The following is a 19,938-nucleotide window of genomic DNA, read 5'->3' on the forward strand; positions in this document are numbered from 1 at the left end:
CAGATTTCTTGGTTTTCGCACTATCCCTCAAGCTCAACGTGCTTTAGCCAATCAAATTCAAAAGGTTTTTTCTTTCTTTGTATGAAACCACCCTGGGGGCAGGCAGGGGGAGCGGGGGGAGAAATCCGGGCTTAACTTAAGCGTATTGCCCGATATCCTATATTCTTTTCAAGAAAACCCGATCGACAGATTTTTCACAAAAAAGAATCTGTCGATCGGGTTTAGCCGTTTGCAAAAAATCGGTCAAGATGACCCTCTATCTATTTTGAGAGTTCTGGTGTGAAGAGAATGCGGCTTTCACCAATCTTATCAAATGCAGGTGTAGACCAGCGATCGACTACTTTTCCCAAAATTGACATTTCTTGAACTAAGCGGTCAAATTTATCAGGGGTGAGAGATTGGGGGCCATCAGATAAAGCTTTAGCTGGATTGGGGTGAACTTCAATCATTAAGGCATCTGTACCAGCTGCGATCGCAGCCATTGCCATTGATGGCACATATTCAGACCTACCAGTACCATGACTAGGATCGATCGTAATCGGTAAATGAGTGAGCGATCGCAACACCGGAAGCACCGATAAATCTAAAGTATTCCGGGCATATTTGCCATCAAAGGTTCTGATTCCCCGTTCACAAAGAATCACATTGGGATTTCCAGATGCCAAAATATATTCTGCCGCCATCAGCCACTCGTCAATTGTGGCAGACATCCCCCGCTTGAGTAGTACGGGTTTATCTTGAGCGCCTACCTTTTTGAGCAACGAGAAGTTGTGCATATTCCGCGCTCCGATTTGGATTATGTCAGCGACTCTCGCCACTGCTGATAATTCGGCAGCATCCATGAGTTCTGTGACGATACCCAAACCAGTAGCTTCCCGCGCTGCTGCTAACAAATCTAAAGCGCTTTCACCATAACCTTGAAATGCATAAGGTGAAGTGCGGGGTTTGTAAGCACCGCCACGCAGAAACTGCGCTCCTGCTGCCTTGACGCGCTTTGCCGTTTCGACAATCATCGCTTCATTTTCAACGGAACAAGGGCCAGCTATCACTACGATAGGATGACGTTCGCCGAAGTAGACATCACCGTTAGGTGTAGGTACAACAACCTCGCTGGCTTCTCCATGTCGGAATTCTCGACTTACACGCTTGAAAGGTTGTTGCACTCGTAATACTTGCTCAATCCAAGGGCTGAACTCTTGAACCTGTAATTTATCGATGCTAGTGGTATCACCAATTAGCCCTAAGACAACTTTATGAGTGCCAACGCTTTTTTCTACCGTGACTCCCCAAGTTTCACTCACTTCTTGGCTGATGCGAGTAATTTCCTCAACAGGCGTAGCGTTCTTAAGTATGATAATCATCTGTTTTTCCTTGCGTATAGTTTTGGGTGTAATACAGTTCGTTTGTAGGGGCACAGCAACGATCGTTGGTGTCAACTTAAGCTAAAAATCCCTTATCTATTGGCTTCCACGCCCGCCCAGAACTAAAGTTCAGGGCTAATAGCTAAAGTCATCTAAAGATGACTAAAGATTTTTCGGATTATTTAGTCATCTTCAGATGACTTTCGCTATTAGCAAGGAACTTCAGTTCCTTGCTGGACATGGTTTTTACGTTAAATTGACACATATAAAATGCTGTGCCCCTACCTTGGTGATTCGTGCAAAAATTCAGCAAGTTGTTCTAGTTTTGTCCAAGCCGCCCCGCTTTGCAGAATTTCCTTAGCAAGGGTAATACCCTTAACACAACCTGCTAAAACATCAGTTTCCCCGTGAATAGCTTCACCAACTTGCAGTGCGAGGGCTGTATTTAAAGCGACTACATCCTGCTGCGCTTGAGTGCCTTTACCTTGGAGAACTGCCTTCAAGATTTCGGCATTTTCTTGGACATCTCCACCGCACAACGCCGCAGTCGGTGCAAAACTCAAACCCAGTTCTTGAGGATTGAGAGTTAGAGAACGCACTTTTTTATTTTGGAGTACAGCTAAGTCAGTCACATCTGCTAAACCAGCTTCATCTAAACGTTCCCGTCCGTGGACTGCGATCGCTTGCTGACATCCCAATTGGGATAAAGCTTGAACAATCTCCTCTAATAAAAGCGGATCGTTGACACCAATAATTTGCCCTGTCGGCCGCATGGGATTTACTAGCGGGCCGAGCAAGTTAAAAATAGTCCGCACTTTCAAAGTTTTTCGCAAAGTAGCGATCGCTTTAAGTGCAGGATGCCAACCTGGAGCAAACAAAAAGGTGATTCCGACTTCGCCCACTGCGGCTTGCACTTTCTCAGGAGTGGCGTTGAGATTTATACCCAAAGCTTCCAACACATCAGCCGAACCAGTCTTGCTGGATGCCGAACGATTGCCATGTTTGGCAACTTTTACCCCTGCGGCTGCGGCAACAAAGGCGACAGCTGTAGAGATATTAAAGGTTGAAGCTCCATCTCCACCAGTTCCACAGGTGTCAATTAAAGGAATTGGGGATTGGGTACTGCGGATTGGGGATTGGGATTGCAAGACACTAGCCATGCCAACTAATTCTTGTGCAGATACGCCTTTGGCTTGAATTGCGGCTAAAATCGCTCCTGATAGGACATGGGGAATGGCATCAGTGAGCCAACCTTGCATCAAATCCGCACCTTGGGAAACCGTCAAAGATTGGCGATTCAGCAACTGTTGCAATAAAGCTGGCCAGTTGTAGAACTCAGAAGGGATGAAGATATTATCGGGTGGAGTTTGAGTTACAGCGATCATATTTGTCGTTAGTCATTGGTCATTAGTCATTGGTCATTTGTCATTTGTCATTTGTCATTTGTCGTTTGTCATTGCATTTAGTGATTCAGGACTTTGGCGACGGTTTGAACGTCTTTGTCACCTCTGCCAGAGCAATTGATGACGATGCGGGGGTTGCCTTCTAACTGAGGACAAAGGGTTTCTAGATATGCGATCGCATGAGCAGTTTCTAAGGCTGGGATAATTCCTTCGAGTTGCGAAAGCCTTTGAAATGCATCTAACGCTTGTTTATCGGTAACACTGTAATATTCGGCGCGACCAAGATCCTTTAAATAACTATGCTCAGGCCCAACGCCGGGATAATCTAATCCGGCACTAATTGAATGGGCTTCGATTACTTGACCATCATCATCTTGGAGTAAATAGCTCATCGCACCATGCAATACACCTATTCTTCCTTTTGTCAAGGTGGCAGCGTGTTTTTCTGTATTTACACCTTCACCAGCCGCTTCTACTCCAATTAGGCGTACAGTTGGTTCATGCACAAACTCATTGAATAAGCCGATCGCATTGGAACCTCCACCCACGCAAGCCAGTAGAATATCTGGTAATCCTCCCCATTTCTCCTGAGCTTGAGCGCGAGTTTCTACACCAATTATCGCGTGGAAGTCACGGACAATCATCGGGTAAGGATGAGGCCCAGCAACAGAACCCAGGATGTAATGAGTTGTTTCCACATTCGTCACCCAATCCCGAATTGCTTCAGAAGTTGCATCCTTGAGAGTTCCCGTACCTGCTTCCACTGGACGAACTTCTGCCCCCATTAATTTCATGCGAAACACGTTCAGGGCTTGGCGTTCCATATCGTGGACGCCCATGTAAATCACACATTTCAAACCAAATCGCGCACACACAGTTGCAGTCGCAACCCCGTGCTGACCTGCACCCGTCTCTGCAATCACCCGTTGCTTACCCATGCGTTTAGCTAGCAATACCTGAGCTAAAGCATTATTAATTTTGTGAGCGCCTGTATGATTTAAATCCTCACGCTTTAAATAAATTTGCGGCCCCGTACCATCTGGTCTAGCGTAGTTTGTTGTTAGGCGTTCAGCAAAATATAATGGGCTGGGTCGTCCTACGTAGTCACGCAGTAAGTTTTGCAGTTCCGCTTGGAAACTCGGCTCATTGCAATATTGATGAAATGCTGTTTCCAATTCACTTAATGCAGGCATTAAGGTTTCGGGGACGTATTTACCACCGAACTTACCAAACCTGCCCAAAGAATCGGGTTGGACAGTTGCAGTCTTGATGTCTTGTATGCTTACCACTGTTTAAAATCCTTTTATGTTCGAGTATTTTTTACTTTCGTTCTAATTTTTTAGAACTTATTCCACAGATAAAATTCTTTTCGCGTTTCCTTTTCACGGGTTTCGTAGGTATAGCCCAATTCCCTGTGATTCAAAACATCTATAGGGCGCACCAAATCGTTAGAGTCAAAATTTGGTAATAGGGATAATAAATCTCCTAACGCCGTAGCTTTCGGGGTAGACATACCGCCGTCCCAAGGCCACATTAGGTCTTTAAGGTTATGCCCGTAAGGCTGACTATGACCATCAGGAGGATAAAATTTGCTACCTTGATGACCGTTTTCTTGCCATTCGACCCAGAGGCGGTCTACGTTGGCATGATGCAACCAAAACACTGGGTCATAGGGCGAACTTGGTATATTGCCCATAGTACCCAAGCCCTTAAACTTTACGGGTCTTGTGCTTGCGTCTATCTGCACCCCACCAACTAAACCATGAATGTAGTTGTGGATGAATCCTCCTGGGGTGACTTTACCCTGCTCATCTACAGAGATAAATCCTTCCAAAGCAGCACGAAATAGAGAATAGTCATTAAGAGCCAGGGCACGCTCAACATCTTTTTTGGGCACAGGGTAATCGCTGGCAGGAGGTAGCTTTAGAAAGCGGACAAGTGATGTACCTAATGATGTGTTGGTATCTGGGTCAATATTTAATGCTGGATTCATAACCCAGCCATTTGCAGCAGAAAAAGCGCCAGGTACAGGGCCGCCTGTAAAGTTTCCCTGATTTGGAATTTTGATGGTTACTCCTTGACCGTTAGAACCAAGAAAATCATCGTTAAAAACCACATCAAGTGATTTGGGGTCAGTCCAATCCCAGTATGGGAGAGTAACAGTTGGGTCTACTGCTTGCAGTGCTTGTTCAAATCTGCGAATATATTCTCGATGCCAAGGGAAAAATGCGGCATTTTCATGAGCAAGTTCTTGAACGGAACCATCAGAATGCCCTTTATGGTTATGAATCAAGCGTGTTGCCCCTAGATGTATGGCAACGAATTGGTCGTAAATACTGAGCTTGCTACCTGCGGGAATTGTAGTTTTTAATGTTTTGATAGCCTTGACAAAGGCTGTTTTTTCTGCTGATGTCAGGTCAGTTACGTTTTTTCTTATAGCTAGGCGAGCGTATTGTCCAACATTGTGATTCCAATGGTATTTGTATTGTTTGTTGTCAATGCGATCGTGGGCGAAGACTGTAAGGGCACAGGCGCTAACTAGAAGTACGCTATAAATTAATATTTTGACGGATTTCAGCAGGGATTTCATAGCCAAGATTTCCTTTGTATTTCTTCCTTTGCGACCTTTGCGTTCTTTGCGGTTCGTTATTCTTTGTCGAACCACAGAGGCGCAGAGAACGCAGAGAGAGAAAAAAGAGAGCTTTTTATTTTCAGGACTTACGCAAAATAATGGAAAAACGAACCGCGAAGGCGCAAAGGACACGTTCGCCCTTGGCGTTCCCGAAGGGTAGGAATGAGAGTTTCAGAGAGTTATTGCGTAAGTCCTAATTTTGCGGAACCAACTTGTTGCAGGGATACTTGAGTAATGGCTGTTTTAAGTTCTTGGCAGAGTTGTTCAACAGCTTGTAAGCGTTCAGTTGGGCTACCTTCAGCTAACCTTTTAACAAAAGCACTACCAACAATTACCGCATCTGCACCCCATTCCATGACTTGATGTGCTTGTTCTGGCCCTGAGATGCCAAAACCAACGCCGATGGGTTTATCGGTGACGCTTCGCAAATCTGTAATTAAATACTTTACGCGGTCTTGGATTTGAGCGCGGATACCTGTAACACCTGTGACGCTAACCAGGTAGATAAAACCCTGAGATTGACGAGCGATCGCTTCAATTCTATCTTGAGAACTGGTAGGAGCTACGAGCAAAATTACCTCAATTCCAAAAGATGCAGCAGTCTGGATTAATTCTTCTGCTTCTTCTAAGGGTAAGTCTGGTACTACCAACCCTTGCACGCCAGCAGCAGCAATTTGCGCCAAAAACGTCTTAATACCCCGGTGCAAAATGGGATTGTAATAAGTAAATAGAATTATTGGCGCTTTTAGGCTAGGAATCACTATGTGCAACATCTCTAGCACTTGCTCTAATTTCGTGCCTTTTTGCAAAGCGCGGGTTGCTGCTGCTTGAATCACAGGCCCATCTGCCAGAGGATCGGAGTAGGGAACACCCAACTCGATGAAGTCTGCACCATTGCGATCTAAGATGCGTAAAGCTTCGGCAGTGGTTTCTAAGTTAGGATCGCCTGCTGTGATAAACGGGATTAAAGCACACTGTTGGCGATCGCGTAAAGTTTGAAAGGAATCGGAGATAGAGGTCATGCTGAAAAATAGTTAATGATTGGTTAATAGTTTTGGAATAATTAACACTTAGCAATTAGCGATGCCCATGTTAAATTTTTTGTTTATGAGTCTTTGAACTCCATTAATGAGTCTTTTCGCTCCATTAATGAGTCTTTTATCTCCATTAATGAGTCTTTTAGCTCCATTAATGAGTCTTTGAACTCCATTAATGAGTCTTTTATCTCCATTAATGAGTATCAGAGCTTCATTTTTTAGATTCCAGATTTTAGTAATTAGGTAACAGATTTAAGAAAGGCTCAAAATCTCACGCACAGCTTGTTCTACATCGCTTTGTTTAACTAAAGACTCGCCAATCAAAACCGCACGCGCACCAGCTTCAGCAACAAGAGATAAATCAGCAGGTGTATACAGTCCAGACTCGCTGACGACAGTGATATCCAAACTTTGTAATTGTTGTTGACGCTCTGCTAAAAGTTGCTGGGTTGTTCCTAAATCAAGGGTAAAATCTTCTAAATTGCGATTGTTGATTCCTACTAAACTCAGGTTATCAAGTTTTAGCACTCGATCCAGTTCCGCTAAAGTATGGACTTCTACTAGCGCAGTCATGCCCAAATCGTGGATTACTCGCAAAAAATCTTGGAGTTCTCGATCGGATAGAATAGCTGCAATTAACAATACTGCATCCGCGCCTGCTGTCCGCGCTAAATAAATTTGATAGGAGTTAATGATGAACTCCTTACACAGTAATGGTAATGCTACTTGCGATCGCACCCTTCGCAAATTATCAAAACTGCCTTGAAAAAACTTTTGGTCAGTCAGGACTGATAAACAAGCTGCACCACCTCGTTCATAAGCTTGAGCAATAGCTACAGGGTCAAAATCTGCGCGGATAATGCCACGGCTAGGTGATGCCTTTTTTACCTCGGCAATTAAGCTAGGTTGGTTGGGATTTTCTTGCAAAGCATTCAAGAAATTTCGCACAGTCGGGGCTACCTTTAACTGTTGTCGCAAAGAAGCTAAAGGCAGTTCTTGCTGCATTTGTGCAACTTCTTTCTTTTTATGCAACACAATTTCTTCGAGAATATGGCGGGGAGGAGCAACTTGGTTAGTCATAATCTGTTATTTAGCAGGGAAAGCAGGGGGCAGGAGGCAGGGGGAGAATAACAATGACCAATAACCAATGACTAATGACCAATGACCAATGACCAATGACCAATGACTAATGACCAATGACTAATGACTCTTTCGTTGTATATGCACGCACCACATTTTTAATGATTTCCAAACCGACTTCTCCCGCTAGCGTCATGATTGATTCTGGATGAAACTGAACGGCGGCGATGGGAAGTGTCTGATGTTCAATGCCCATAATTACGTCGTCATCAGAAATCGCTGTTACTTTGAGTTCTTTTGGCAAATGTTGCGGTAGAGCAAACAATGAATGGTATCTACCCACTGCAAAAGATTCCGGTAAGTTTTTGAAGGTGACAGAATTGGAATCGGTGACAAAAAGCCGTGAAGATTTACCATGTTGAGGATAGTTGAGAACTCCCAATTCTCCACCAAAAGCTTCAACGATGCCTTGCAGTCCCAAACAAACTCCAAAAAGAGGAATTTGGCGATAAAGAATAGCACCGACAGTCTCTGGAACCCCAAAATCACTAGGTCTACCAGGGCCAGGAGATAAAACAACTAAGTCAGGTCGTTCTGTGTCGAAAATTGAGTCAGAGAAACCATGTCGGAGTGTGGTGACAGTTGCACCAGTTTGGCGAATGTAATTGGCTAGAGTATGAACAAATGAGTCTTCATAGTCTATTAATAAGATGCGTTTGCCAGTTTTTACACCGGCGATGCGTTTACTTAATTTTATAGAATTAGATTCATCAACTTTCTGACTTGTTTGCTTAACACGCCGAATCGTCTCAAATAAAGCAGCAGCTTTGGTAATTGTTTCTTGTTCTTCTGCTTGTGGTATGGAGTCATAAAGGACAGTAGCACCAACTCGCACTTCGGCGATGCAGTCCTTTAATCGGATTGTCCGCAGAATTAATCCAGTATTTAAATTGCCATTGAAATTTAAATAGCCAACTGCTCCACCATACCAACGTCGAGCGCTCTTTTCATGCTGTTCAATGAAATCTATTGCGGCTCTTTTGGGTGCGCCGGTGACTGTAACTGCCCAAGTATGACTTAAGAATGCATCTAAGGCATCAAATTGCGATCGCAGTATTCCTTCAACATGATCTACTGTATGAATCAGGTGGCTGTATAATTCAATTTGGCGACGGCCAATGACTCGTACTGAACCAGGTTCGCAGATGCGGGATTTGTCATTGCGATCGACATCAGTACACATTGTCAACTCAGCTTCATCTTTATGGGAGTTGAGTAACTGACGAATTTGTACCGCATCGTCAAGAGCATCTTGTCCCCGGCTAATAGTGCCACTAATTGGACAGGTTTCTACTCGCCTACCTTCAACCCGCACAAACATTTCTGGAGATGCACCAATCAGATATTCTCCACCCAAATTAAAAATAAACCCATAAGGACTAGGATTTATGTCTTTTAAAGTTTCAAATAGCTTGCTGGGTTCCTGTTCATAGCCCTCAAAAAAGTTTTGGCTAGGAACTACTTCAAATAAATCGCCTCGGCGGAAATAATCGAGCGCACCCTCAACTTTTTTCGCATATTCGCCTACTTTATGGTCGGCAGTTTGATTTGGGAAAAGATGTTTTCCGCGATAATCAAAATACTCACCTGTTCGAGGTAGATTATTAGTGCTGCCATGCGCTGTTTCAAATTCGTATTTTAGACAAAATGCGCGTTGCTGATAGTAGTCAACAACTACCAATTCATCAGGCAGATAAAGCACTAAATCCCGCTGATCTGTGGGGCGTTCCAGGCGGTGATTAATTGGTTCAAATTGAAAAACTAAGTCATAACCAAACGCGCCATACAATCCTAAATGCTCGTCTTCTTGACTAGAAAACGTATGGAGAATTTCGCGGACTATTGTAAATGCTGAAGGTTGTCTGCTACGTTCTTCTTCAGCAAATAATGTTTTCCTCGATTTAACAAAGCCTACGATATGGCTATTATCTTGGGTAACTTTCTCAAGTTGTTTTGACTTGGATAAACACTCTAAGAGTAATGGTAAAAGTACTCGACCGCGTTCATTCAACGCTATCAAAGTGAAAGCATTCTCCTGTGTAGTCAATTCCAATGGTGGATTGACAAATCCGATCGCCCATCTCTTGTATCTCCCTGGATATTCGTAGCTGCTCCTTAACAAGCCTCCACGTTGAGAATTTAGATGGAAAAGAATTTCTTCGAGGGCAGTGTCCATCTTAACTTCTGTGATGGAGCGAGAAACACTTACACCGCCAAGGGTTGTGTATGAACGCGAATCAAAACTCATAGGGCATTTCTCTGGAATAGTTATTAGTCAGTCATCAGTCGAGAGCCATTAATCATTATTGGTAATACCATTTCTTTGTGAACCTGCGCCAAACCCTTTTAACTTCTTTCTTTCTTTGTGTCCTTTGCGTCCTTTGCGGTTCGTTTGTTTCTTGTACTTAAATATGGTTTAGCGCATATTCATACAGAATTGGTATAACTATCTTAAAATTGAAAACAAATCCAGATAATCCGATTCCATTTAATCGAAATTATCCAAATCTGCGTATTTCTTTGAAAAGTTGAAATGAAAAATTTTTTCCTTCTTATTTAAGAGTACTAGACATCAAGCAGATAATACATTGAATAATTTTTCGATTAGGTGTCAATTTATTCGCTTTTTATACTGCTTTTCTAGTACATTTCCTGATAGCCTTATTTCAAAATCTCCGCCTCCCTCAAAGGTAATAGATAATCCAGGGCTATTTCGTTCTAGATATAAACCGCCCAGAACTAAAGTTCCAGGCTAATAGCCCAACTCCACTAAAGTGGACTAAAAGCCTTTATTAGTCGTCTTTAGACGAATGAGTGCTATTAGCCTCAGAATAAATTCTGAGGCAGGCTAGATGAGAATGAAATAGCCCTAATAGATAATCTCACAAGTTCGCATCAAACCTCAGCGTTACTCTGTGTTGAAAATCCAATCCTAAAATTCCCGCAACAGCGCTATTGCTTGTCTGTACAAAGACAAATCCACCTCATGAACTTCAATTCCTTTTCCAATGCATCGTAGCAACGTTAAAGTCAATTCTCCGCCCAAGTGTTCGCGGAACTCACTTAAACCTCCGAACAAACAATCAGGATGTTCTAGTTGTGATAACTTCTGGGCTAATTCTGGCACATACAAGGTGAAACCCAACGCCGAGAAAGTATTCAATATCCGTTGCCACTCTGAGCAATCCAGCAATCCTAATAGATAAGAATAAGTGCTATCCAAAGCGATACCGATCGCAACTGCTTCGCCATGACGCAAGCGATAATTTGTCAAATGCTCCAGTTTATGAGCCGCCCAATGTCCAAAATCCAGGGGACGAGACGAACCCATTTCAAAAGGATCGCCGCTGTTGGCAATATGTTCTAGGTGTAACTGGGCGCAACCATAGATAACCTGTTGCATGGTATCCATGTCTCGCCGTACAAGGGCTGCGGTGTGAGAGTGGATATAATCAAAAAAGCTAGCATCCTTAATCAGCGCCACTTTGATTGCTTCTGCGATTCCAGAACGCCAATCGCGATCGTCTAGAGTTGTCAGGAACGCAGAATCATTTATAACTGCATAAGGTGGCGCAAATGTACCGAGAAAGTTCTTTTTACCAAAGGCGTTGATGCCGTTTTTTACGCCAACCCCGGAATCATTTTGCGCTAACACAGTCGTCGGAATCCGAATTAGACGAATTCCCCGGTGAGCAGTTGCAGCAGCATATCCTACCAAATCCAACACAGCCCCGCCGCCGATCGCTAACACATAAGAGTGGCGACATAATCCGGCTGCTTCAATCACTTCGTGGATTTGCTCTAGCAAAGCGGGATCGTTTTTAGCAGTTTCTCCCGCCGAAACTATCATTGGTTCGGCTGCGATCGCTAGTATCTCTGCATAAAACTTCGTATACGCTACTAATTGCTTAACCAATTCAGGTTGATACTGCAATATTCCTGCGTCTATTACTGCTACTACTTTCTTCGGCTTTGTCTCCCCATCTGCTGCGATCGCTTGAGCTAAGGTGGGATTTTTTAACTCAAATAAATTTTGGGTGAAATAAACCTCGTAGTTAAAAGTAACCGAAACACGTTGATGAATTGTTTGCAGATTGAATCTACTTTTTTGCTTGATGTCAACTACCATATTTTTGCGGGTATCTCTATAAGTGCGGCACGATTCAAAGCTTGAAGGAACATTTCTACCGAATGAGAACCATTTATCTTGACTTTATTATTGATGATGAAGAACGGCACGCTGTTGATGCCATTGGGCCGAGCAAATATCGATTCCGCCACAAAAGCTTTAACAGCAGCATCATCACTCAATTGCAGCCGTAATTCTCTAGAATCCATTTGGTAAGCTCTACCTATGGCAATCAGAACTTCAATATCTCCGATGTTCAAACCGTCTTCAAAGTAAGCTTTATAAATGGCTTCTACGACATCGTTTTTTATTTTTGCTGGTGCGAGTGTAATCAGCCGATGCGAAAGCTTAGTATTGACAGCCAAACGGATTTTATCGAAATTTAGCTTGACTCCAGCCGCCTCACCTGCGTATTGTGTAGAATCAAACAGATTTTGCAATTCTTGGGCTTTTATGCCTTTTCTATTTCGCATAAAGCTGTGAAATTCGTACCCGTCAGCAGGAACGGTATTGTCCAGAATAAAGGGATGCCACCGGATATCTACTTCTTTTTCTGGACATTGTGCCAGTGCATCAAAAAGATGCTTTATCCCTATTCTGCACCAAGGGCAAACGGGATCGTGAAAGATGTCTATCAGCATAGTTTTTATCCTTCAAATGCTCATATTTGTGTGCATCTGTGGTTTAAAATCTCGTTGCAGAGGCGTTGTGTTTAAAGGCTGTAGAAAAGTGGTGATTTTCTCTTCAAAAAATCTTTGAGTATTTTCAAACTCTTGAATTAATGCGTCTCTATCTTTTCTCGCTACCAGTTTTGCCAAACGGCTGTAAGTATTAGCTAAAAAGCTAATTGTATTACACCTTTCTTCTGTAGCTAGCATAATATCAACACATAAATTCGGATTTTGAGAAAATAAACGTTTAACAATATCAATTTCTTGACGATAGTTAGGAGTTGACATTGTTAAGCTCTGCTCTATGTCCACTTTTACTTCTGCTAAGAAGATACCAAGGCTAAATCTACAGAAGTGCTGCGTTGCTTGCACAATCACCATCATTCGATCGTGTTCTTCCGGCGTGCAAACAACTAACTCTCCACCTTTACTTTTAATAAAGTCTAAAAACCATTGAAATGAATCATCGTTCCGACCTGGGCACACTACCACTTTTTGTCCCAAAAACGATTTTATATTTGGCCCAAACATTGGATGTAAACCCATGACTGGGCCGGAATGGTGTTCGAGCATCGCCTGAGTTGGCTGAGTTTTTACGCTCGTGATGTCACACAAAGCTGTAGTTTTGTCAAGGTATTTCGCTGCACGCTTGATAACATCAACCGTATGTTCAATGGGAACGCTTACTAATACTAATTCTGCCTGATTTAACAGTTGCTCTGCGTATTCCCAATCATCATGTTCGAGAACGCTAACATTATGACCAACTACCGAAAGTTGCTCTTTGAATAATCTTCCCATCCTGCCGCGTCCACCGATAATCGTAATTTGTCGGGGACTGACATGATTTATTGCATATTTAGGAATCAAAGTGGCATGACAACTCTTGAGCACACCTGCCCAAACAGACTCAGGAATACCAGCTTGAGCAAGTAGGGGAGCCACATCAGCCAGTTGTTCGTCTAAAGAAGGTTGTTCTGATGCTGCTAATAATGATAGGCGATCGCTCAGTAGGGCGATCAAGCTTTGGTCAGTTTTTTTAAGCCGATCTGAATCAGAGGATTTCAAAGACATTTTTCTTGTCCCCAATTTTCAAATATCAACAAGTGATTCCTTAGAACTCAATTCCGGCAAGATATCCAAAGTTGTTGCTCGTTTGGCGATCGCATCAGCAAATAACTCTTCATACCGATCTAGCGCTTGCTCAAAGGAATACTTTTCTACAGCAAACTCTCTCCCTTTGCGCCCTAATTGCGCTGCTAATTCCGGCTGATTATATAAATCTAATACCGCCGCAGCCAAAGCATCTGCTGACTCTGGCTCAACGATAATGCCGCCACCACTTTCTTTGATAGCTTTGGCAGCAGTACCAGTGGCGGGAACTGAACCGACAATTGGGCGACCGCTAGCTAACAGCAGTGGTATTTTAGAAGGCATATTGAAGGAAATCACATTGCGCTTTTGCACAATCAACCCGATATCAGCGGCTGCTAACATTTGCGGTAGTTTTTCTCGCGGTTGCAATGGTAGCAGTAAAACATTATCTGCACCACAAGCAAGACAATGTTTTTGTAACCTTTCGAGAGCTTGGGGTTCGCCTGCGATCGCAAAGACAATATCATTAATATGACGCAAGCGAGCTGCTGCTTCTATAACTGTCTCCAAGCCTTGCGTGAGAGCAATATTACCTGAATAAAGTACTACAAATTTACCATCTAGTTGATGGGTAGCTCTCCAAGAGTTATTCTGCTTCGGTAAAGGGCGGATAAAATTTAGATTTACCCAATTTGGAATGCAGGCAATTTTATTAGCAGGTACACCTTTATTTATTAAATTATCTACAAAGCCATCGGCAATCACGCTAATGGTATGTGCAGTTCGGTAGGCAAATTTTTCTAGAGCTTCCAGAGCTTGAATCATCAACTTATTTTTAATAAGCCCAACACGCACAGCAGCTTCTGGGAGAATATCTTGCACATTCAGCACTACTGGGCAGTTGTATAGCCAAGCTATTAAGGTTGCAGGTAGGCAAACTAGTAACGGCGGCACTGTTAAAAGAATTACATCAGGTCGCTCGCCCTTAAGAGCTTGTGGCAAACTCGTAAAAACAAAGCTCAACTCTAGCATTAGCCTGTCTATAAGATTAGGTTTGGACTTAATCCGCAGGTAACTACGCTGAATTTTGACACCATTTTTATGTTCAGTAACGTATAACTTGCCTCGATACTCATCGTAAATCTGACGCTGAGGATAGTTAGGCATACCTGTGATTACCCGCACTTGATGCCCTCGTTTCACTAGCCCTTCTGCTAGTTCAGTCATCAAAGGTGCAATACCAATTGGTTCTGGATGATAGTTGTATGAATAAATCAGAATGTGCATGAGCTATTAATGTTCTGGAAGCACCTTGATAATGTTGGCTTTGTTGAATTATTGGGATGGTGCGTTAGCCAAGGACATAACGCACCCTACGAAACTATTACTCAAGCCGCAGAACTCAGCACTGTTTTTGCAGTTCCTTCTCTAAACTGAAGACTGGCTTTTGTTGCCCACGTTTCCGCAATGCGATCGTAGCAGCGCCAAGTCCAAGCAACGCTAAACCCAATGCTGAACTAGGTTCAGGTACTTTAGTTGTACCTTCTACGTTTAACACTTGGACGCGACCTTGGAAGAAATCGCCCACATAAAGCTTGCCATCTTTGAGGCTTGTGCCACCCGTCCAGTTAAATCTGCCTGGTGTGAGGTCGAGGGGATTACCAAATGGGGGGTCAGTTAATCCTGGAGGTGGGACTGGGTTGCCTGATGCATCTAGGGCTGGTTGACCGTAGGAAGTCAAGAATTTACCGTTTTTATCAAATACCTGAACGCGGCTGTTGATAGAATCAGCTACATAAACATTCTCTTGGTCGTCCACTTCGATGCCAATTGGCTGAAGAAGCTGTCCAGGCCCGCTACCTGCTGAACCAAATGTGTACAGAGGTTTACCATTTGGATCGAGTACCTGAACGCGGTTGTTATACTGGTCAGCTACAAAGATATTTCCACTAACTGGGGAAATTCTTGTACCGGCTACACCTTGGAATTCTCCAAGTGCAGTGCCATTGGTGCCACCAATGACACCAATTTGCTTTCCGTCTGATGTGAATTTAAGGATTCTTTCGCCGTTAAAATCACCAACGTAAACGTTGCCAGTTTTGTCAAATGTTACACCAGATGGCCCAAAGAAAAACCTACCTGGTATGAGAGGGGTAAATTCTCCATTGGCAAAGGATCTAATAAAGTTACCCTGAGAATCGAATTGATTGATGCGGTTGTTGTAAACATCACCTGCATACAAATCCCCTGTTACGGGATTAAAGTCTACAGTTGTTGGCTCGTCAAACTGTCCGGGCCCTGTGCCGCCGGAGCCAATTGCTCCAATATACTGACCGCTGGGACTAAATTTTTCAATTTTGTCACCGAGGTTGTAGTTAGGAGTACCATCCGGGTTAATACCGCGTCCGTTAGATATAAGGGTATTCCCTTGGCTATCCACCGCTATCCCTTGGGGAACAAACAGTTGTCCAGGGCCGAAGCCAGGTTCGCCGATACTTCTGTCGTAAGTTAATGTTACAGCCTTGGCTTGGGCTGCTGTTGCCAACACCATGAACCCAGTACCGAGAATGCCGATTGACAAATTTTTGACTAATCCCATGAGTTTTAAGTCCTGGTTGTATGAGTTATACTCTTTCCTAGACTAATTTTGTTCCCAGTCTCAGTTCGGGAACCCTGATATTTGGGCTGCTGCCTCTTGTTTGAAATGCAACTTTCTATGTGAGGCAGCAGCCTATTCTGTAAGCTTTACGAGGAATTAGACAGTCTCTGCCTTAACTAATTCTTTGCTGCGTTTGCGCTTCAGCATTGAAGTTGCACCCAAAGCACCAGCAATAATCAGACCTATTGCAGAGGTGGGTTCAGGGACTTTAGCTACTCTCGGATCGATCTTGATAACTTGTCCTGTTCCTGCAAGTCTGGCTCGGTTTGCGATATATAAATTTCCATCAGGGCCATAGGTGATGCCAGAAGCAGCTTCTAGTCCATCACCACTCCAGATAGTTTCACGAGTTCCATCGGTGGCTATTTTGATCAAAGAACCACTAATATCACCAGTGATAATACCGCCCTGTTGAATTTCCTTCCATTCGGAAGTATTAATGTGTTGCAAGGCATACAAACTGCCGTCAGGGTCATAAGCTACACCAGTTAGTTGTGTAAACCCATCTTCGATGACTTTTGATTGCAAGGTATTGGGGTCAACGCTAAAGATACGTGCTTCACCTTCTGGATAAGGAAAATAAGTATATTCGCTAAGTGTTAAACTACCATCTGGAGCGATCGCAATCCCAGTAGGTACTGATTGCTGTGTTACAGGAAGCGCAGATGGATCTACACCTGGTGGAAGCTCAGGATATTCAAGTTTATCTCTATCTATCGTTTTCAGAGGCAATCCAGCTACGTTCTTAATACCACTGCCATCGAGTCCCACAGAATATACTGTGTTTCCGCCGCCATCAACTACGTAACCAGTTTCACCTTTAATTGCCAAAGCATAGGGGTTGGAAATTAAATCAGTACCATCAGGATTAAATGCAGTTTCATAGGCTGCAAAATCCGCAAGAGTTGTCAACCCACCAGTGTTTAAGTCTACTTTGTATAATTTACCGAGGTCAGGCGATTTTAAAACGGTATCACGGTTGCTTGGATCGCCTGCAAGACCGGTCAATAGATAAGCGTTACCTAAAGAATCAAATTTGATGTCCGCAGGCCCGGCTGCTTGTTCCCCAGAGGGCGATAATGCTAGAGAAGTTAGGTCTGAAATTATATTTGTTTTTGTACCGTCCTGAGCAATTTTGATCAGGGAGCCATTCTGACCGGCGCATAAAGGGATATATCCCGCGCTAGGTGATGCAATACATCTTCCGTCTTTTCCATCACCCCCAGAACCACTCTCTGTAACATAAAGATTACCGCCAGAATCAAAGCCGATTCCGCGTGGGTTACTAAGGCCATCGGCAACTACTGTAAAGCTTGCAGCTTCGGCTGCTTTTGGTGCAGAAACGGCAGCAATACAAAGGGTCAAAAGCGTAAGAGTAAATGACTTGAGTTTCATACCTTTGGAGATTAAGAATTAAGTAAGTGGAAAACTTTATGGTTTTAAAGACAACGAATCGCAGTCTTTGAGAAAGGCAGGATTGGTTTGAAACTCTTTACTTGAGGGGCACGGCTCCATTTATGGGAGGTTTGGTAGCTCTCTTCTTGTGCAACCAACCAACGCCCAAGGCAGCGATCGCTAATACGCCGAAAGCAGAATCAGGTTCAGGGACAGATTTGATATTTTCAATTTTGAGAACTTGGCCAAGTCCAGGGCGATCGCCTCGGTTTGTGACGTATACTGCACCATCAGAACCAATAGTCAAGGCGCTAGGCGACTCTAATCCATCCCCACTCAGAAGAGTTGTGCGTGTCCCATCAGGAGCTATTTTGATGACAGAACCATCAAAATCACCCTTCCAAGCTGACTGATTGGCGTATTGCAAAGCATATAAATTGCCTTCAGTATCAAAATCCAAGTCTGTGAGTTGGGTAAAACCATCGGCAAAGACTGTTGGCTTGCCATCAGCACCAACTCGATAGATTTTCGCCCCACCTTCAGGAAAGGGAAAACCAGTAAATTGGCTGACATAATAAGCACCATCAGGCCCTTTTGCCACACTTGAGGGTACTGCTTGGGTTGCAAACTGCGATCGCACTACTTCACCTTGAGATGGCACCTGTGCCGGTTCATTGGATGGAGTACCAGAAGGTGGGAAGACTGGATTAGTCAATATATCTTGGGGAAACGCAGCGATCGCCTGCAAATTATCATTTTCAGTATTAGCACGTAGTAAGTCGTTTGCACCTGCATCAACTGCAACTAAATTATTACCATCTATGACAAAACCCAAGGGATTGCTACCAACATCAGCACCATCGGGATTGTTGGCGAGTTCATAGTTAGCTAAATCAGCAACACTCGTCCAGGAATTGGTATTAAAGTCGGGAGCGATGATTTTACCGAGGTCAGTCTTACCCAAATTGCGATCGCGAAAGGCAGGATTAGCTGCATACCCAATCAGAACATAAGGTTTACCTTTAGTATCAAATTTGATGTCACGAGGGCCAGCGGCTCCAGTGCCATCTGGTAATGCTAAGGAAGGAAGTCCTGTAAGTATGCGCTCGGTTTTACCATTCTCAATTTTGGTAACTGCACCACTTGTGCCATAGCATAAAGAATCACCTTGACCGCTTGCTGGTGGAACACAAGCTCCACTTCCCCCTATCCCCGCCTCTGTAACATAGAGATTACCATCAGGGCTAAAACTCAGACCACCGGCATTATATAGACCGTCGGCGATTACCGAAAATGATGCAGCTGAGGCAGCTTTCATTCCCGAAAAAGCGGCAACACAAAAAGTGAGGAAAGTAATGGTAAGTTTTTTCAGTTTCATGTTTTGTCCTTTGTCATTTGTCATTTATCATTTATTAGTTGACCAATGACCAATGACCAATGACTAATGACTATTAACTAGTGATTCTTGAATTTTTGGTAGATAGCTCATTCCCCGATCGAATGATTTGAGATTGCCCGCTTTGGCTTCGAGTAAACGTTTGATGTTCATGCTCTCAGCCCCAAAGTCTTCAATTTGAAGTTTGCCGTGGCTAACAGTTCCATCTGTTTTCCAAAATGTGATTCGATGCAGGATAAAACCAGAAGCTTCTGGGTCGGCGAAAGCATAGGCGGTTGGGATGAGTAACGCTACAGAACGCTGATAATATTCGTAATCTGGATAGAAATGTTCTTGTTCAAGCAAGTAGTATTTGCTCAGACTATGAACCCGCACGGAAACTTTTACCTTCTGGTCATATTCATCTTTGAATTCACCTGAATCAGAAGTAATATTGCCATTTGGTCGCAATAAATGTGCCCACTCATCTATATTGTGTAAATCCTTTAAGTATTCAATGCCAATTTCAACTGGGGCATCAACATAAATGGTGTCTGTATCAATAAAGTGGCTTCCTTTGGCTGCTGCGGTCAGGCCAGTTTTACGTTCCAAATTGCCTTTGAGAGAACGACATTCGGAAGTGTGTACTGTATGAATTCCCTGCATAATCATCTGAGTCTGCCGTTTGGGATCGACAAAGCTCAACCAGTGAAAGTACACACCTTTTTCATCTGTTCCCGGCTCGATGTAGTCTGTAGGAAACAGCAAAACAGGGTAAACCTGAAAATATTTTTGATACTCTAATCCACAGTGCCACTCAATGCCGTAGAAAAGTGGATTTTCTAGTTTTTTAACGTGATAGTAAAGATTTTTGTGATAACCAGACGCAGTTCCGAGCCAGGTATCTTCGTCAACTTGCTCTTTCATCCGGCTATAAAGCGTCCATTCATCTAAGTTTTTTAAACTACAAAGATAGTCGAAAGCACTTTTTGGTGAAGTAGCAATGTAAGCTGATGTCGCAAAGGTATTTTTTTCCACTTT

The 19,938-nt window shown here is 43.4% G+C and carries 15 protein-coding genes; all 15 read right to left on the reverse strand.

Going from position 1 to position 19,938, the window contains the following annotated elements; translation table 11 throughout:
- Positions 1-260 precede the first annotated feature (260 nt).
- A complete protein-coding gene (aroF, locus tag V7L01_RS24500) occupies positions 261-1,361 on the reverse strand; it encodes a 3-deoxy-7-phosphoheptulonate synthase (protein WP_335039321.1) in 1,101 nt (366 codons plus the stop codon).
- A gap of 281 nt (positions 1,362-1,642) precedes the next feature.
- Positions 1,643-2,746 (reverse strand): anthranilate phosphoribosyltransferase, encoded by a 1,104-nt coding sequence (gene trpD, locus V7L01_RS24505; protein WP_335039323.1) that lies wholly within the window; start codon positions 2,744-2,746, stop codon positions 1,643-1,645.
- Positions 2,747-2,823: 77 nt separating this feature from the next.
- Complete coding sequence (gene trpB / locus V7L01_RS24510; protein ID WP_335039325.1) at positions 2,824-4,053, reverse strand: tryptophan synthase subunit beta; 1,230 nt, start codon at positions 4,051-4,053, stop codon at positions 2,824-2,826.
- A gap of 50 nt (positions 4,054-4,103) precedes the next feature.
- Positions 4,104-5,354, reverse strand: a complete 1,251-nt coding sequence (locus tag V7L01_RS24515) for a tyrosinase family protein (RefSeq protein ID WP_335039327.1) — start codon at positions 5,352-5,354, stop codon at positions 4,104-4,106.
- 221 nt (positions 5,355-5,575) lie between these two features.
- Positions 5,576-6,418 carry a tryptophan synthase subunit alpha gene (gene trpA / locus V7L01_RS24520; RefSeq protein WP_335039329.1) on the reverse strand — a complete coding sequence of 281 codons (843 nt, stop codon included), beginning with the start codon at positions 6,416-6,418 and terminating at the stop codon, positions 5,576-5,578.
- A gap of 267 nt (positions 6,419-6,685) precedes the next feature.
- Positions 6,686-7,513 (reverse strand): indole-3-glycerol phosphate synthase TrpC, encoded by an 828-nt coding sequence (trpC, locus tag V7L01_RS24525; RefSeq protein ID WP_335039331.1) that lies wholly within the window; start codon positions 7,511-7,513, stop codon positions 6,686-6,688.
- 106 nt (positions 7,514-7,619) lie between these two features.
- A complete protein-coding gene (locus V7L01_RS24530) occupies positions 7,620-9,821 on the reverse strand; it encodes an anthranilate synthase (RefSeq protein ID WP_335039333.1) in 2,202 nt (733 codons plus the stop codon).
- Between the two features lie 684 nt (positions 9,822-10,505).
- Positions 10,506-11,702 carry a 3-dehydroquinate synthase gene (locus V7L01_RS24535; RefSeq protein ID WP_335039334.1) on the reverse strand — a complete coding sequence of 399 codons (1,197 nt, stop codon included), beginning with the start codon at positions 11,700-11,702 and terminating at the stop codon, positions 10,506-10,508.
- Entirely contained in the window at positions 11,696-12,343 is a 648-nt protein-coding gene (locus tag V7L01_RS24540) for a DsbA family oxidoreductase (protein ID WP_335039336.1), read from the reverse strand. The genes V7L01_RS24535 and V7L01_RS24540 overlap by 7 nt, the downstream gene beginning before the upstream one ends.
- A 12-nt stretch (positions 12,344-12,355) precedes the next feature.
- Positions 12,356-13,447 (reverse strand): bifunctional chorismate mutase/prephenate dehydrogenase, encoded by a 1,092-nt coding sequence (tyrA, locus tag V7L01_RS24545; RefSeq protein WP_335039339.1) that lies wholly within the window; start codon positions 13,445-13,447, stop codon positions 12,356-12,358.
- A gap of 18 nt (positions 13,448-13,465) precedes the next feature.
- The gene (locus tag V7L01_RS24550; RefSeq protein WP_335039341.1) at positions 13,466-14,755 is read right to left on the reverse strand and encodes a glycosyltransferase family 4 protein; all 1,290 of its coding nucleotides are present in this window, start codon (positions 14,753-14,755) and stop codon (positions 13,466-13,468) included.
- A 115-nt stretch (positions 14,756-14,870) separates the two neighbouring features.
- Positions 14,871-16,067 (reverse strand): scytonemin biosynthesis PEP-CTERM protein ScyF, encoded by a 1,197-nt coding sequence (scyF, locus tag V7L01_RS24555; protein WP_335039343.1) that lies wholly within the window; start codon positions 16,065-16,067, stop codon positions 14,871-14,873.
- Positions 16,068-16,223: 156 nt separating this feature from the next.
- The gene (locus tag V7L01_RS24560; RefSeq protein ID WP_335039345.1) at positions 16,224-17,522 is read right to left on the reverse strand and encodes a ScyD/ScyE family protein; all 1,299 of its coding nucleotides are present in this window, start codon (positions 17,520-17,522) and stop codon (positions 16,224-16,226) included.
- Between the two features lie 97 nt (positions 17,523-17,619).
- Positions 17,620-18,900 (reverse strand): ScyD/ScyE family protein, encoded by a 1,281-nt coding sequence (locus tag V7L01_RS24565; RefSeq protein WP_335040812.1) that lies wholly within the window; start codon positions 18,898-18,900, stop codon positions 17,620-17,622.
- Positions 18,901-18,963: 63 nt separating this feature from the next.
- Positions 18,964-19,935, reverse strand: a complete 972-nt coding sequence (gene scyC / locus V7L01_RS24570) for a scytonemin biosynthesis cyclase/decarboxylase ScyC (protein WP_335039347.1) — start codon at positions 19,933-19,935, stop codon at positions 18,964-18,966.
- Positions 19,936-19,938 lie beyond the last annotated feature (3 nt).

It is taken from the genome of Nostoc sp. (assembly GCF_036917095.1).
Lineage (GTDB): Bacteria > Cyanobacteriota > Cyanobacteriia > Cyanobacteriales > Nostocaceae > Nostoc.